Genomic DNA, 14,979 nt, shown 5'->3' with positions numbered 1-14,979 from the left:
GATCCAGATGCCGGCCTCGTCCACCGGCCGGGCTTGGGTCAGGGCAGCCATCAGCGGTTCATCGCAGTACCGTCGGAAACGACCGGACGGCACCCGAAGTTACCCGCCGTCAAAAGGTAATTACGAAGTGCACGCGACATGGCACATGCCTCCTTGATTTCCTCATCGTGCCAACACGCACGCAGCGCCGTCAATAGCCCCTCGCACATGATCAATGCAGCCGTAGGTGACTGAGGCGAGGACCACCAGCCCCCTCCGGTTCAGCAGTCAAAGGGTATTGACAGCGGTGAGAAGCGGCTCCTAGCATCCGCGATAAGGGGTTTTTGAAATGGGGTATTCCCCTTCCCGCCATTCCGCTTGCTGACACTTACGCCTGTCTGCGGATATGCAATTGCATGCGCAAACAACGGCGCCTGCGGAAAAGAAGTCTCCGAGGCGGCTGAAAGCGCTTCTATGGAATTCGAATTATTCGTGATGTTAACGAAACACCGTCCGCAACAGTCGTCGTCAAGCAAAGGGAGAATTCGCATGTCACTACGGAAACGGACGTTTGGGATTGCCGCGTCAGCACTCGCGGTAGCGCTGGTGTCCGCCGCCAGCCCTGCCGCGGCAGCCGGTGCCCATCCCGGACAGGTGCTGCCGAGTGCAGCCCGGGGTCACAAGTCCATCCAGACCGTCGACATCACCATGAGCACGACTCGGCAGTTCACCGCTCCGACCAAGCTGCATGCCGGTTGGATCACATTCCGGGTGGGGTCGGCCGACAGCGACTACCACGCCTTGGAGGTGTTCCGGGTCAATCCCGGGCACACCCTGGCTGAGGTGCTGCACGACCTCCAACTGGGCCTGTCCAACGACCTCGCCGCCACCGCGTTGGGTGCCCGCCAGCTGATCCATGACGGCACGCTGATGGGCGGCGTGGTGACCAGCCCCTACGCGCCGCAGGAGGCCTCCCTTCCCTTGACGCGGGGTACCTACTACCTGGTCGACTTCGCCGAGTTCAACCTCCCGACCCCGGTGAAGGTGCACACCCTCAAGGTGGTCGGGCACATGCGCTGGTTCCCCATGCCGCGCTTCGACTCGGTGATCGGCATGTACATGAGCCCCGACGGCATGCCGGTCTTCGCCGCACCCACCGACTTCTCGGCCACGGGCAGTTTCCTCGTCTACGGCCAGGGTGACGAGCTGCACGAAGCAGTCTTCCGGCCCATTCACGCCGGCGTCACCGATCAGTACATCAGCGACTTCTACACGGCACTGGACGCCGGCAAGCCGCTTCCTGGGCCGTCGCCGTGGACCGATATCCAGCACGGCTTCAACGCGATGTCACCGGGCCAGTTCGCGATCTTCCACATGAACCTGCCACCCGGCCAGTACGCGCTGGCCTGCTACGTGCCCAGTGATGAGACCGGTCTGGCCCACGCGCACATGGGCATGCACCAAGTGGTGACCCTGCACTGACCTCGGAGAGGGAGCATCGCAGCGAGGAACGAGCGAGGAGCGGGCCGAAGTGGCAGCTCGGAGCTGACCGTCCGGAGCGGCACCAGCCCTCCGGGCGGTCAGCTCGCGTCTCACCGGCCGCGAATGATCAGTGCCCGCTCGGCCGCGTCCAGCGCGGCGACGCACTCGGTCTGGCTCTCGGCCACCGCGGTGGCGTAGGCAGCCCGGCCGAACGTGGTACCGGCCGGCGGCGGGGACAGTACCTCGCCGGGCTCCGCCAGCGCGGCGGCGAGGTCCAGCGCCGGGCAGTCCAGGGCCGCGAAGCGGATCTCCTCGATCATGGTGTCCGGCTTGTCGACGTAGAAGAACCGCACCGCACCGGTCCGGCTCCGGATCGGGGTGACCGCCGGGCTGATTCCGCAGGCTACCGCGGCGGCCACCGTGCCGGGCTCGATGCCGGTGGCGCACTGGCCGAGGTAGGGAATGAGGTCACCGCCCAATCGGGCATTGACCTCCACCACCTTGGGACCGGCCGGGGTGAGCTTGATCTCGGTGTGCGTCATGCCGTCGGAGAAGGCCAGCGCGTCGTGGGTGTCCTGCAGGATGCGCAGCAGTTGCCGATCGCGCAGCAGCGGGTCACCGGCCGTCACTAGATGCCCGACCTCCTCGAAGTAGGGCGGGTACGCCACCTGCTTGTGGGCCAGGAACAGCGGCAGCACCAGGCCGGCCTGCACGGCCGAGTCCACGCTGATCTCCGGACCGGTGAGGTACTCCTCGACCAGCACCAGGTCGTAGCGCCAGGCGCCGGGCACCGTGGTGTCCCGGGCGAAGCCGTAATAGGTCGCCAGCTGCTCGGGGTCGTCCACCCGGACCACACCGAGGCTGGCGGCCATCGCGCGGGGCTTGAGCACCACCGGGTAGCCGATCTCAGCCGCGACCGACAGCGCCTCGGCGGCCGAGGACACCATCACCGAGCGTGGCTGGGGCACACCGGCCGCGGCCAGCGCGGTCCGGGTCAGGTACTTGTCCCGGCAGCGCAGCACCATCTCCGGATCGCCGCCGGGCAGCTGGAGCGCCTGGGCGACCTTGGCCGCCTGCAGCACCCGCGCCTCGTCCCAGGTGAGTACCCCGTCGAACGGGTCCTGCGCGCCGGCCTGCTTTGCGGCCAGAATCATCTGCTCACCGCCGATGGTGTCCCCGAAGTCCACCACCGACCAGCCCTCGACGTACTGGCGCTCCCAGTCCGCCTCGTGCCCGATAAGCAGGTGCACCCGATAGTGGGCGGCAATCGAGGCCAGCAGGTACTCCCGGTACGGCCGGCCGCCGGTGCCCACCACCAGCAGCCGACGTCGGGACGGTTCGTTATGACCGTTCATGCCGCTCATCTCCTCTAGTACCGCAGGCGTGGGGGCGTACAGATTCTCAGCCGGTCGATCCGCCCACAAATGACCGAGTCAGCAGCCTCAGGGGTAGCGGCAATGCTGCCATAAGCAGCTGGCGAGCACAGCCAAGAAACGACCGGGGACCAATGTAACGGCGCGCTGCGCAGCACTTTGCCAGGGGCCCGCGAGGCTGCCGAGAATTTGATCATTGACAAGTAGACATGGTGCAAGAAGCTATTGACGGCGGCCCGTGCCGGAGTAATGTCGCTCCCATCGGTAAGTGCCAAACGAGGGCACCCGGGAAATGCCGCCTGAGCGGCTTCATTCTTCGCCATCACTTTATTTCGCCATGTTTATCGGCTTTTTCACGATGTCTATCCGGCTGAGCGTGAGGTGTCTGCTTTGGAATATCCGGAGGTCGAGTTACTGGCTATCGGCGCCGGCCCATCGAACCTGGCCCTCGCCGTGGCTATCGAGGAAATGGCACCGTCGGACTTCGCCCGAAAGTGCCTGGTGATAGAGCAGCACGAGGATATCGTCTGGCAGCGCGGAATGCTGCTGCCCTGGGCGCAGAGCCAGGTTTCGTTCCTCAAGGACCTGGTGACGATGCGCAACCCGCGCAGCCGGTTCTCCTTCATCAACTACCTCTACGAGACCGATCGACTGCACGACTTCATCAACATGTCGAGCTTGCTGCCGTTCCGGCTCGAGATCTCCAACTACCTGCAGTGGGTCGCTCGTTCGCTGTCGCTGGTCCAGGTCCGGTACGGGCGCCGCTGCATGCGGGTGGACGTGGTCCGTTCGGCGGCCGGTGAGATCACCGGATGGATGGTCGAACTGTCTGACGGTTCGGTGGCCACCGCACGCAACCTGGTGGTAGGGGTCGGCCGGGACCCGCACATCCCGGAGATCTTTCAGGGCCTGGACAAGACAGCGGTCATCCACAGTACCGAGTACGCCTACCGGGTCGGCATGCTCGACCATGCCGCGCCGCTGCGGGTGGCGGTCGTCGGCGCGGCGCAGAGTGCGGCAGAGATGCTCTGGGAGACTTATCAGCGGATGCCGGCCGCCCAGTGCGCCATGATCATGCGAACGGTCGGGCTGGGGTACTACCAGACCAGCCAGTTCACCAACGAACTGTATTTCCCTTCGTTCACCGACACTTTCTACGGAGCCCCGGCCGAAGCGCGACAGCGGGTGCTGCAGGAGATGCGGCGCACCAACTACGCCGGCGTGACGCCGGAGCTGTTGAACACGATCTACCGGCAGATGTACCTGGAACGGCTGACCGGTCAGCAACGGTTGCGGATGATCCCCTCGGTGGACATCACCGAAGCCCGGATGGAGGGCGAGGAGGTGGTGCTCACGCTGACCCAGCACATGACCGGCCAGCACACCGAGCTGCGCTGTGACGTGGTGATGCTCGGCACCGGCTTCGAACGCACGCTGCCGGCCCTCACCCGAGCCATCGCCGACCTGATCGGGGTGGAGCGGTTCATGGTCAGCCGGGCCTACCGGGCGATGATGCCTGCGACGGTGAGCGCTGGCTGTTACCTGCAGGGCACCAACGAGGAGAGCCACGGCATCGCCGACTCGCTGATCAGCGTGCTCGCGGTACGCGCCGGCGAGATCGTGGACGACCTGCTCGCCGCCCAGCCCTCCACCGAGCTGCTCACCAGCATCCCGGTACCCGCTTGACGGCGGTACACCTCAATTTCTCGACGACGGAGTTGGCAATGGACGTCCGAACCTTGGATGCGGAGAGTCTGCAGGCGGAATACGGTGTTCTGACTCAGCGGCTACTGCCCTGGCCGGCGCTGCGAGCGCCGTTCGAGGGCGCGTGGGCGCTCCTGGAACCGGGCGCGGCGACCGTCCCCCACGCGCATCACGAGCATGAGCTGTTCATCGCGACGCAGGGCACCGCGACCATCTCCGCGGGCGAGCAGGTTCGCCCGTTCAACGCCGGCGACACCGCCTACCTGCCACCGGGGGAGGTGCACCAGATCGTCAACGTGGGCGACACCGAGTTCCGGATGTACAGCGTCTGGTGGGATCCGCAGATGGCGGTGCGGTTCAGCGCCGACAGCGAATCTGCGGGTGCTCGATGAAGCTGCTCGCCGTTGAGGCCCAACAGTGGGCTCAGTACCTGTTTCCCAGGTACCAGCTGGTGGACGAGCTCGGCGGCGATCTGCACCTGCTGCTGGGGGTCGGCGACCCAGACTACTGGCCGGGCCGCTGCCGGGTGGCGGGCTCCGCTTCGATCGACGAGCTGATCGCCATCGCCAAGGCCTGGCACGCGGTGGAGCAGTTCGACGGCGTGCTCACCTTCTCCGAGATGTCCGTGATCGCCACCGCGGTGGTCGCCGACGCGCTCGGCCTGCCCGGCATCGGCCTGGATGCCGCGCGCAACAGCCGCAACAAGTTCCGGATGCGCCGGGCGCACCAGCGCGGCGGGGTGCCGATCCCGAAGTTCCGGTTCGTGCCCGACCTGCCGTCGGCGCTGGCCGCGGCGGCCGAGTTCGGCTACCCGGCGATCCTCAAGCCGACGCTGGGAGCGAGCAGCAGCTTCGTCTTCCGGGTCGACAACCCCGCTCAACTCGAGCGGCGTTTTGCCGATGCCAGCGAGGGGATCCAGCGGATGCTGCCGTTCCAGCTGGAGGCTCTGGGCGTAGACATCGGCCCGCAAGGACTTCTGGTGGAGTCCTTCCTGGACGGCAACGAGTACCTCTTCGAGGCACTGGCCTGGGACGGTGAGCTGTTCATCGGTTCGGCGGTCGACCGGGTCACCATGGAGGGCGAGACCTTCGATGACGACGTGCACGCCGCGCCGTCCACGCTGAGCGAGGATCAGCTGGCCGAGATCCGCGACATCATCGCCGCGGCGGCCGAGGCCCAGGGCCTGCGCCGCAGCACCATGCACGCCGAGATCCGGATGCACCACGGCCGGCCGCACCTGCTCGAGCTGGCTGCCCGGCCCGGCGGCGGTGAGCTCCACCTGGTCGCGCGGGTCACCGCCGGCTACTGCCCCATCCAGGCCAGCATGGATGTGGCACGCGGCGTGCGGCCGAGCGTCCGGCACTACCGGCCGACCGGGGTGCACATGATGGGCACCTGCCTGATCTGCGACGGTGGGCAGTTGGAGTACGTGGTGGTGCCGTCCGAGGTGAGCGAGTCCGAGCACACCCTGCGGGCCCGCATCCTGCAGCAGCCCGGCGCCACCATCCTGCGTCCGCCGGACGGCAACAACATCCTCGGTTTCCTGGTGGTGACCGGCGACTCGCACGAGCAGACAAAGCAGCGTCTGGAGGACTACGTCGACCTGATCGAGGTGAAGCTGGCCGGCCGGCCGGCGGGCCGGAGCAAGACTCCATGGGCGAGGCTGCGCCCGGTAGCACCGGCAAGCTGACCAGCCACACGGGACAGGAGCCAGCCCATGCCCTACGACAGCTCGCCGGGAGCCCGGTGCCAGTACCTGATGTGCCCACCGGAGTACTTCGACGTCCGGTACTCGATCAACCCGTGGATGGACCCGAGCAAGCCGGTGGACACCGGCCTGGCAATGGCGCAGTGGGAACGGCTGCGGGAGACCTACCTGGCGCTCGGGCACCAGATCGAGCTGATCGACCCGGTGCCCGGCCTGCCGGACATGGTGTTCGCCGCCAATGGCGCAACGGTCATCGGCAACCGGGCACTGATCGCCCGCTACCGCTACCCGCAGCGGGCGGCCGAGGCGCCGGCGTACCGGGACTGGTTCCTGGCCAACGGCTTCCAGGTGAGCGACGAGCCCCGGTTCATCAACGAGGGCCAAGGTGACTACCTTCTCGAGGGCGAGCGGCTGCTGGCCGGCACCGGCTTCCGGACCGACCGGCTCTCCCACGACGAGGCGCAGGAACTGTACGGCTTGCCGGTGGTCAGCCTGACGCTGGTGAATCCGAGTTTCTACCACCTGGACACCGCACTGGCCATTCTCGGCAAGGGCCACATCATGTACTACCCGGAGGCGTTCTCGGTCGGCAGCCAGCAGGTGTTGCGCCGGCTCTATCCCGACGCCATCCTGGCGAACCGCCGCGATGCCGAAGCCTTCGGCCTGAACGCGGTGTCCGACGGGGTGAACGTGGTGCTGCCACAGGTCGCCACCCACCTGATCGAGGTACTGCGCGAGCACGGCTACCACCCGGTCGGGGTTGACATGTCCGAGCTGCACAAGTCCGGTGGCGCGGTGAAGTGCTGCACGCTCGAGCTGGTGCCCGAGACAGCGGCCGCGGCTGCTGCCGCCTGAGCGCGACCCCGGCCGGCAAGCCGGTGAGCTGGAACTGGAGAGGTGAGAGAAGTGAGCGTTACAGCTGACTGCTCGGGCGCGACGGTGATCGTGATTCCGCAGCCCACGGTGAACGGCCCGCTGCATGTGGGCCATCTGTCCGGGCCGTTCCTGGCTGCCGACATCGCGGCGCGGGCCGCTCGTGCCCGGGGCGAGCGGATCATCACGCTGGCCGGCGTCGACGTGCACCCCAACTTCGTGCTGACCAAGGCCGAAACGCTCGGGGTGGACGTGTACGAGATGGTGTCGGGCTACCGGGCCCAGATCTCTTCGGCGTTCGCCTCGGCCAGGATCTCCCACGACCTGTTCATCGACCCGGAGCTCGACAGCTTCTGCCAGGCGGTCACCAGCATGCTCGAAGAACTGCTGCAGCGCGGAGCGATCCGGATGCGGCCGATGACACTGCACCGCTGCTCGGACTGCGGTCGGACGATGCACCATGCCTACGTGGTGGGCAAGTGCCCGCACTGCGGCAGCGGTGCCAACGGGTTGTCCTGCGAACCGTGTGGCAGCTTCACCTCCGCGGCCACCCTGGTCCAGCCGGTCTGTGCCCGGTGCGGCGGCGAGCCGGAGCCGATGGACTGCACGGTGCCGGTGCTGCGGCTGGAGGACTTCCGCGCGCAGTTGATTGCCGAATGGACCCAGGCCGAACTGCCGCCCCGTGTTCGCCGGGTGCTCTCGCACTACCTGAGCGCCCCGCTGCCGGATTATCCGGTGGCCTATCCGACCGACTGGGGCATCGAAGGTGGCGGCCAGCTGGCCGGCATGCGGGTTGACTTCGCGGCCGAACTCGGCCTGAGCTACCTGTACGGCCCGGCCAGGGCGGTGGATGCCGGCGCGGACACCGTCGACGCCTGTGTCGCCGCGTGGCATCAACTGTCCGGGCTGTGGCACTTCAACGGCATCGACAACGCCTTCTATTTCGGCATCCTGTATCCGGCTGTCTTCGCCGCCGCCGGCGTCACCGGGCCGAAGATGCGCGGCGCCACGGTGAACGAGCTGTACCTGCTGGAGGGGCAGAAGTTCTCCACCAGCCGCAATCACGCGCTGTGGGCCGATGAGTTCCTGTCCGGACACGATCCGGAACTGGTGCGGCTGTACCTGTCCTGGTGCCGGCCGGATCGGTACGAGAGCGACTTCACCCAGGCTTCCTTCGAGGCCTTCTGCCAGTACGCGGGGCCGTTGTTGCACGCCGACGACAGCGGCGTCCGGATCGGCGGTGCGGGTTTGCCGGTCCAGCTCGCCGCCGGCGAGCTCGAACGCGCCGAGCATGCGCTGCGGCTGAACGGGTTCGACTCCTCCCTCGCAGTGCGCTGCTTGCTCGGGGGGCTGACGGCGGGGCAGGGCCGGGATTCGGCGGTGCTGGCGGCGCTCACCGGCCGGCCGGTCGGGTAGTCGCCGCGGAGTTCGCAGTGACAGCAGTTCGCAGTGACAGCAGTTCGGAGTGAACAGCAGTTCAGAGCGAACAGCAGCTCGGAGTGACAGGTTGTCTGGAGGTAAGTGGTGAGTACCGAATCGCCGTCGCGGGACGATGCCGCCATCGGCAGGTGGGACGGGGCCTACGACGCGTCCGCGCTGGGTGGCCAGGCGAACCTATGGGGCGATCCGCCGGTGCCGTACGCGCAGACCGCGGCCGAGCTGTTCGCAGCGGCAGGTGCCGCGGTGATTCTGGATCTTCCTTGCGGAGACGGCCGAAACCTGCCGCCGCTGGCTGCCGGCGCGCCCATCCTGCTGGCTGGCGACACGTCCACCAAGGCAATGGCCATCGCTCGGATGGTGACGGAGAAGGCAGGTGTGCGGGACCGGGTGGTGTTCAGCCGGACCGATGCCTACCACACCGGCCTGCTGGACTCCGCCATCGACGGCATCTTCTGCTGGGATCTGCTGGGGCACCTGACCGAGCCCGCGGGGGCGCTCACCGAGTTCCACCGGATCCTGCGCCCGGGCGGCTGCCTCGTCGCCAACATGTGGACGATGAACGACTGCCAGGTGGCCGACGACCGGGCCACGATGACCGAGATCGCGCCCAAGACCTACATAGATCATGCCGATTTCTACTGCAAGTTCTACGACGAGCAGGATCTGAGCGAGTTGCTCGCCTCGGTGGGCCAGCAGGCGGAGTCGGTGGAGACGGCCAGCTGGTGGGAGCCGCCGCACCCCGGTTACCGGGACTACGTCCACCAGCACGAGAGCCTGATCTTCCGCGTCCGGAAGACCGGATAGCGATGCCGGCACAGACGCTGCTCGCTCCGCCGGCCGGGACACCCGGCCCGGCCGGCCACGCCAACCTCGAGGTGATCGGCATCGGGTTCGCGCCGGCCCACCACGGCGAGTTGCTGCAGGGGATGTTCCTCGACGACGCCGGCGTGCCGCACCGTGCGCTGGTCACCCTGCCGCAGCCGGCATTGGGTACCCGGGCGGTGTTCCGGCCGAGTTACACCCACGGCGGAGTGCTGGGGCCATCGGAACTGATCAAGGTCCGCCGGGCGGCGATCCTCACCCTGGGCCGGCTGCCGAGCTATCGTTCGCCGGCCAAGGGTGGCCAGATCGAGATCACCAGCACGGTGCCCCACGGCATCGGGATGGGATCGTCCACCAGTGATGTCACCGCCACCATCCGGGCCGTCGCCGACAGCCACGGCCACCCGCTGGAGAAGGAGGAAGTGGCCCGACTGGCGGTGCTGGCCGAGTGCGCCTCCGATTCGGTGATGATCTGCGACCAGGTGGTGCTGTTCGCCCAGCGGGAGGGCACCGTGCTGGAGGTGTTCGGCCAGCAGTTGCCGCCGATGCTGGTGCTGGGCTGTGACACCGCGCCGGAGGAGAAGGTGGACACCCTTCGGCTGCCACCGGCGCCGTATGACCGTTCGGAGATCGCCCAGTTCGGCGTCCTGCGGGCGGCGCTGCGCCGGGCGGTGGCCAAGTCGGATCTGGCGCTGCTGGGCCGGGTGGCCACCGCCAGCGCCCGGATCAACCAGCGCTACCTGCCCAAACCGCAGCTGGAGATGCTGTTGCGGCTGTGCGCCGAGCACGGCGGCTGTGGGGTGCAGGTCGCACACAGCGGCACGGTGGCAGGCCTGATCTTCGACGCCCGGGCCGAGCAGGTGGCCGCCAACATCGACCGGTGCGCCGATGCCCTGTCCGATGCGGGGCTGGCGGTCACCGGGCTCATCGACCCAGCCGGGCGCGGTGACCGGCAGCCGGCTCCGGCCGGCGCATAGAAGGGCGGTCTCCGATGACCTTGCGAACCGGTTCCGACGAGGCCACCCACGCCTTCCAGCTGCCCCGGCTGATCAGGTTGACGCCCAACCTGTACGCCGCATCGTTCATGCTGATGAAGATGATTCCGGCGCGTTACATCTTGCGCCAGGCAATGGCGAATGGCTTGCTGGAGCCGGCAACCGTCATCCTCGAGACCACCTCCGGCACGTTCGGGCTGGCGCTGGCCATGCAGGGGGTGCACCTGGACCGCCGGGTGGTGCTGGTCAGCGACCCGGTGATCGACGAGCGGCTCTACCGCCGGCTGACCGATCTCGGCGCGCAGGTCGAGCGGGTGCCGGCGGAGGCCGGCACTATCGTCGGCGGCTTCCAGGTGGCCCGACTGAACCGGTTGAACGAGCTCCGCGCCGCCTACCCGTCAACGTTCTGTCCCGAGCAGTATTCGAATCCGGACAACCCGCGGTCCTACGCGGTGGTTGCCGAGCTGCTGCTGGAGTGCCTCGGCCAGGTGGATTGCGTGGTCGGCCCGGTCGGTTCCGGCGGCTCGATGTGCGGCACCGTCGGCAATCTGCGATCGGTGTTGCCGGACTGCCAGGCGATCGGGGTGGACACCCACGGCAGCGTGCTGTTCGGGCACGCCGACGCGCATCGCGAGCTTCGCGGCATGGGGATGAGCGTGTTACCGGCCAACCTGGACCACCGGATCTTCGACAGCGTGCACTGGTGCGCGCCGGTCGCCGCCTACCAGGCCACCCGGCAGCTGCACCGGCGGCACGCGCTGTTCGCAGGTCCGTCCGGCGGGGCCGCGTACCTGGCGGCCCGCTGGTGGGCCGCAGCCAACCCGAACGCGCTGACCGTGGTGATGCTGCCGGACGAGGGGTACCGCTACCAGGACACCGTCTACGACGACGCCTGGCTGCGGGCGGCCGGGTACCTGGACAGCCCGCTGCCGGCCGAGCCGGTGGCCGTCACCGACCCGCGTTTCCCGCAGGGCGCCTGGACCAGCTATGACTGGCAGCGGCGCTCCTATGCCGAGGTGCTCGGCGGCCACCAGTTGCTGTCGGGCGTCGGGTAGCGCGACGTGGGGCGGTTGACCGCCGAGGTCGGCGTCCGGACCCGGCGAATTCTGTACGGTGAGCCGTCGGCGACCGAGCTGGCAGCGGAGCTGCGTCAGCTGTCCACCATCGACCAGGCGCACCTGCTGATGCTCGCCGACTGCGGTGTGATCCCGCGCTCGGCCGCGCGGCAGCTGCTGGGCTGTATCGCCGCGCTGCGGAACGGCGACTTCCAGCCACTGCTCGGCCGGCCGGCGCCGCGCGGAATCTACCTGATGTATGAGGGTTATCTGATCTCACGGCTGGGCCCGGAAACCGGCGGGGTGCTGCACACCGCCCGCTCCCGCAACGACCTGAAGGCGACCGCGACCGCACTGCGGCTGCGTGAGTGGGCCCTGGACTTTCTCGAGCAGGCGACCCGGCTGGAGGCGGTCCTGCTCAGCCGGGCCCGCCGGCATGCCGAGGTGCTGATGCCGATCTACACCCACTATCAGGCGGCGATGCCGATCAGCTACGGCTACTACCTGCTGGGGGTGGCCGAGGCGCTCGGCCGTGATATCACCGCCGTGCAGCAGGCGGCGGCGGGTTTGCGGCTCTGCCCGCTGGGAGCGGGGGCGGTGGCCGGCACCGACCTGCCCATCTGCCCGGCGCGGGCGGCCGAACTGCTGGGCTTCACCGACAGCTACCGGCATGCCACCGATGCGGTGGCCAGCCGTGATGTCGCACTGCGGCTGCTGGCCGCGGTGGCGGGCGTGGCCGTCACCCTCAGCCGGTTGGCGGCGGACCTGCAGTTGTGGAGCACCGCGGAGTTCGGCTTCCTGCGGTTTCCTGACCGGCTGGTGGGTGGCAGCTCCGCGATGCCGCAGAAGCGGAATGTGTTTCTGCTGGAGCACATCCGAGCCAAGCCGGCCGTGGCGATCGGCGCCTGGGCCGGGGCGGCGGCGGCCATGTCGGCAACCCCGTTCACCAACTCGATCGAGGTGGGTACCGAGGCGATCGCCATGATCTGGCCGGGGCTGGTGGCCTGCGAGCAGTCGGTGCTGCTGTGTCAGCCACTGGTCAGCGCCGCGGCGCCGGACACCGAGCGGATGGCCGAACGAGCCGAGGCCGGTTTCACCAACGCCACCGCGGTGGCCAACCAGTTGGTCGGGCATGGGGTGGCCTTCCGTACCGCGCACGAGCAGGTGGGCAGCGCGGTACGGGAGGCGGTGGCGGCCGGTTCTACCGACCTCGCCGGTTTCGGGCCACCCGGCTGGCTGAATGACCTGAACCCCTCGACCATGACGGCCGCGGCCGCCGCTGCTCGGCAGGTAGCGGGCGGCGGCCCCGGCTCGTTCGCCGGCATCCATCAGGCAGCCGAGCAGCGTTGGCAGGCCCATCAGCGCTGGCAGCGCGGCTGGCGCGCCGAACTCGCCGAGGCCGCGCGACAGCTGGCGGCCGACGTGGCAGCGCTGACAACCGGAGCCGGACAGGCGGCGGGTCCGGCCGAGCGCGGCGCGGCCGAACCAGGCTTGCCGACAGGCGGCCCGGCGGCATGAACGCGGGCTGGCTGATCCTGCTGGAAAGCAATACCACCGGATCCGGAGAGCTCTTCTGCGCTGCCGCCCGCCGGCTCGGCCTGCGGCCGGTGGTGTTCGCCCGCGATCCGGGCCGGTATCCCTACCTGGCCGAGAACCGCATCGACACCTGCCAGTTGGACACCGGTGATCGGCTTGCCGTCCGGAAGGCGGCGGACGAGCTTGCCGGCGTCGTCGGGGTCACCAGCAGCTCGGAGTACTTCGCCGCCGCCGCTGCCGAATTGGCCGGCGGGTTGGGACTGCCGCATCCGGACCCGGCCGCGATCGCCGCCTGCCGCGACAAGGCCACCCAGCGGCGGCTGCTGCGGGCGCAGGGGGTGGCCGGTCCCGCCTTCGCGACTGCGACCAGCCCTCACCAGGCCGTCGAGCTCGCCAGCTCACTGGGCCTGCCCGTGGTGCTGAAGCCGGTTTCGGGCTCCGGTTCGGTCGGGGTACGGCTGTGCCATCACCTGGGCGAGGTGGCCGAGGGCGCGGGTGCCGCCCTGGCCGGCGAGCTGGCAGGTATTCCGGCCCAGCGCGCGGTGCTGGTGGAGAGCTGTCTGGATGGCCCGGAGTTCTCGGTGGAAACCTTCGGCACCCAGGTGGTCGGCATCACCGCCAAGCACCTTGGCGCCTCGCCGTACTTCGTCGAGACCGGGCATGACTTTCCGGCCCCGTTGCCGCCCGCCGCGCGTGCCGCGCTCGCCCAGACCGCATTGCGGGCCCTGGTCGCGCTGGGTCTGGGATGGGGTCCGGCGCACGTGGAACTGCGGCTCGGCTCGACCGGGCCGGCGGTGATCGAGGTGAATCCCCGGCTGGCCGGCGGCATGATCCCGAACCTGGTGCGCTCGGCCACCGGGGTCGATCTCATCGCGGCCGCCGTCGCGAACGCGGCTGGGCTGCCGGTGCGGCTGGCGCCGAGCCGGGCAGCCGGATCGGCCATCCGGTTCCTGGTTGCGCAGCGGTCCGGTTACTTCGTCGCGGCCGACGGCCTGGACCGGGCGGCGGCCTGTCCGCAGCTGAGCGAGGCGGTACTGACCCGCCGACCGGGCGTGCTGACTCTGGAGCACTCGTTCCGTGACCGGGTCGGTTACCTGATCGCGGTGGGCCGGGACAGCCACGATGCCGCGGCGGCAGCGGACCGGGCCCTGGCCTGCGTGCACCTGCGGATCGAGCCCGTGCAGCGACCGGCGCTGCTGGCCGAGTCCTGATCCGGCGAGCAGCCCATGTCCACAACTCGCTCGGTGGCCATCATCGGCCTCGGCTCGCGTGGGCTGGGCGTGCTGGAACGGCTGCTCGCCCTGGCCGACCAGTCCGGCGACCGGTTACGGATCGAACTGATCGACCCGGTGGGCGACGGTGCCGGAGTGCACTCGACGAACCAGCCGGACTACCTGCTGCTGAACACGATCTGCTCACAGGTCTCGATGTTCCCCGACCACCACACGGTCGGCGACACCGTCCGGCTGACCGGGCCCAGCCTGCACGAGTGGGCACTGGCTCGCGATCTGCGGATCGCCGATGACGGGTACAGCGTGGGCCCGGCCGGCCGGCGGATACAGCCGTGGGACTTCCTGCCGCGCCGGTTGCTCGGCGAGTACCTCGGCTGGTTCGCCGAAACACTGCTCGGCTCGCTGCCTGCCGGCGTGGAGGTTGCCTTGCACCGCGCGGAGGCGGTCCGGCTGCGCGTGCAGGCCGGCGCGCCGTTCCGGATCGAACTGGCCTCCGGCGGCTGGGTGGCTGCCGATGCGGTCTTCCTCACCACCGGCTACACCGACAATGTGGCCGCCGAGCACCCGAGCGGCCGGTTGATCGCTCGGCCGTATCCGATGCCGGAGCGGTTCGGCCGGGTGCGTCCGGGCCAGGTGGTGGCGATCGGCGGCTTCGGGCTGTCCGCGCTGGATGCCATGTCCTGCCTCACCGTCGGCCGCGGCGGCCGGTTCGAACGCCGGGACGGCGGGCTGCGCTACCTACCGAGTGGTGCCGAGCCGCGACTGCTGTTCTACTCCCGC

13 protein-coding genes are annotated in these 14,979 nt (G+C 68.9%); 12 read left to right on the top strand and 1 reads right to left on the bottom strand.

The features are described 5' to 3' along the window. Positions 1-585 precede the first annotated feature (585 nt). Entirely contained in the window at positions 586-1,461 is an 876-nt protein-coding gene (locus VF542_RS04995) for a hypothetical protein (protein WP_408650607.1), read from the top strand. A gap of 110 nt (positions 1,462-1,571) precedes the next feature. Here VF542_RS04995 and VF542_RS04990 read toward each other — a convergent pair whose 3' ends face one another. After that, the gene (locus tag VF542_RS04990; RefSeq protein WP_408650606.1) at positions 1,572-2,816 is read right to left on the bottom strand and encodes an ATP-grasp domain-containing protein; all 1,245 of its coding nucleotides are present in this window, start codon (positions 2,814-2,816) and stop codon (positions 1,572-1,574) included. Between the two features lie 408 nt (positions 2,817-3,224). On the opposite strand from VF542_RS04990, the gene VF542_RS04985 reads away from it, so the two are divergent. The 11 genes from VF542_RS04985 to VF542_RS04935 form a co-directional block, all read left to right on the top strand. Next, positions 3,225-4,520 carry a lysine N(6)-hydroxylase/L-ornithine N(5)-oxygenase family protein gene (locus VF542_RS04985; protein WP_408650605.1) on the top strand — a complete coding sequence of 432 codons (1,296 nt, stop codon included), beginning with the start codon at positions 3,225-3,227 and terminating at the stop codon, positions 4,518-4,520. Positions 4,521-4,558: 38 nt separating this feature from the next. Further along, positions 4,559-4,930 (top strand): cupin domain-containing protein, encoded by a 372-nt coding sequence (locus tag VF542_RS04980; RefSeq protein ID WP_408650604.1) that lies wholly within the window; start codon positions 4,559-4,561, stop codon positions 4,928-4,930. Beyond that, positions 4,927-6,228 (top strand): ATP-grasp domain-containing protein, encoded by a 1,302-nt coding sequence (locus tag VF542_RS04975; RefSeq protein WP_408650603.1) that lies wholly within the window; start codon positions 4,927-4,929, stop codon positions 6,226-6,228. The genes VF542_RS04980 and VF542_RS04975 overlap by 4 nt, the downstream gene beginning before the upstream one ends. 27 nt (positions 6,229-6,255) lie before the next feature. After that, positions 6,256-7,101: a dimethylargininase gene (ddaH, locus tag VF542_RS04970; RefSeq protein WP_408650602.1), complete on the top strand. Its 846-nt coding sequence runs from the start codon at positions 6,256-6,258 to the stop codon at positions 7,099-7,101. Between the two features lie 51 nt (positions 7,102-7,152). Then, complete coding sequence (locus VF542_RS04965; protein ID WP_408650601.1) at positions 7,153-8,535, top strand: class I tRNA ligase family protein; 1,383 nt, start codon at positions 7,153-7,155, stop codon at positions 8,533-8,535. A gap of 108 nt (positions 8,536-8,643) precedes the next feature. Continuing rightward, a complete protein-coding gene (locus VF542_RS04960) occupies positions 8,644-9,363 on the top strand; it encodes a class I SAM-dependent methyltransferase (protein WP_408650600.1) in 720 nt (239 codons plus the stop codon). A gap of 2 nt (positions 9,364-9,365) precedes the next feature. After that, positions 9,366-10,358, top strand: coding sequence for a hypothetical protein (locus tag VF542_RS04955; RefSeq protein WP_408650599.1), 993 nt, complete (start codon positions 9,366-9,368; stop codon positions 10,356-10,358). 14 nt (positions 10,359-10,372) lie between these two features. Next, positions 10,373-11,431, top strand: a complete 1,059-nt coding sequence (locus tag VF542_RS04950; protein WP_408650598.1) for a pyridoxal-phosphate dependent enzyme — start codon at positions 10,373-10,375, stop codon at positions 11,429-11,431. A gap of 6 nt (positions 11,432-11,437) precedes the next feature. After that, positions 11,438-12,949 carry an argininosuccinate lyase gene (locus VF542_RS04945; RefSeq protein ID WP_408650597.1) on the top strand — a complete coding sequence of 504 codons (1,512 nt, stop codon included), beginning with the start codon at positions 11,438-11,440 and terminating at the stop codon, positions 12,947-12,949. Then, positions 12,946-14,178 carry an ATP-grasp domain-containing protein gene (locus VF542_RS04940; RefSeq protein WP_408650596.1) on the top strand — a complete coding sequence of 411 codons (1,233 nt, stop codon included), beginning with the start codon at positions 12,946-12,948 and terminating at the stop codon, positions 14,176-14,178. The genes VF542_RS04945 and VF542_RS04940 overlap by 4 nt, the downstream gene beginning before the upstream one ends. Positions 14,179-14,193: 15 nt before the next feature. Further along, positions 14,194-14,979, top strand: a 786-nt coding sequence (locus VF542_RS04935) for an FAD/NAD(P)-binding protein (protein ID WP_408650595.1), incomplete at its 3' end; no start/stop codon positions are given.

Source organism: Jatrophihabitans sp., from assembly GCF_036389215.1.
Lineage (GTDB): Bacteria > Actinomycetota > Actinomycetes > Mycobacteriales > Jatrophihabitantaceae > Jatrophihabitans_A.
This window is presented reverse-complemented; position numbering and strand designations above follow the sequence as displayed.

Excerpts from the sequence above, each read along its gene's own strand:
- VF542_RS04990 (WP_408650606.1), bottom strand. The coding sequence starts at position 2,816 with ATGAACGGTCATAACGAACCGTCCCGACGTCGGCTGCTGGTGGTGGGC.
- VF542_RS04980 (WP_408650604.1), top strand. The coding sequence starts at position 4,559 with ATGGACGTCCGAACCTTGGATGCGGAGAGTCTGCAGGCGGAATACGGT.
- VF542_RS04975 (WP_408650603.1), top strand. The coding sequence starts at position 4,927 with ATGAAGCTGCTCGCCGTTGAGGCCCAACAGTGGGCTCAGTACCTGTTT.
- ddaH (WP_408650602.1), top strand. The coding sequence starts at position 6,256 with ATGCCCTACGACAGCTCGCCGGGAGCCCGGTGCCAGTACCTGATGTGC.
- VF542_RS04955 (WP_408650599.1), top strand. The coding sequence starts at position 9,366 with ATGCCGGCACAGACGCTGCTCGCTCCGCCGGCCGGGACACCCGGCCCG.
- VF542_RS04950 (WP_408650598.1), top strand. The coding sequence starts at position 10,373 with ATGACCTTGCGAACCGGTTCCGACGAGGCCACCCACGCCTTCCAGCTG.
- VF542_RS04940 (WP_408650596.1), top strand. The coding sequence starts at position 12,946 with ATGAACGCGGGCTGGCTGATCCTGCTGGAAAGCAATACCACCGGATCC.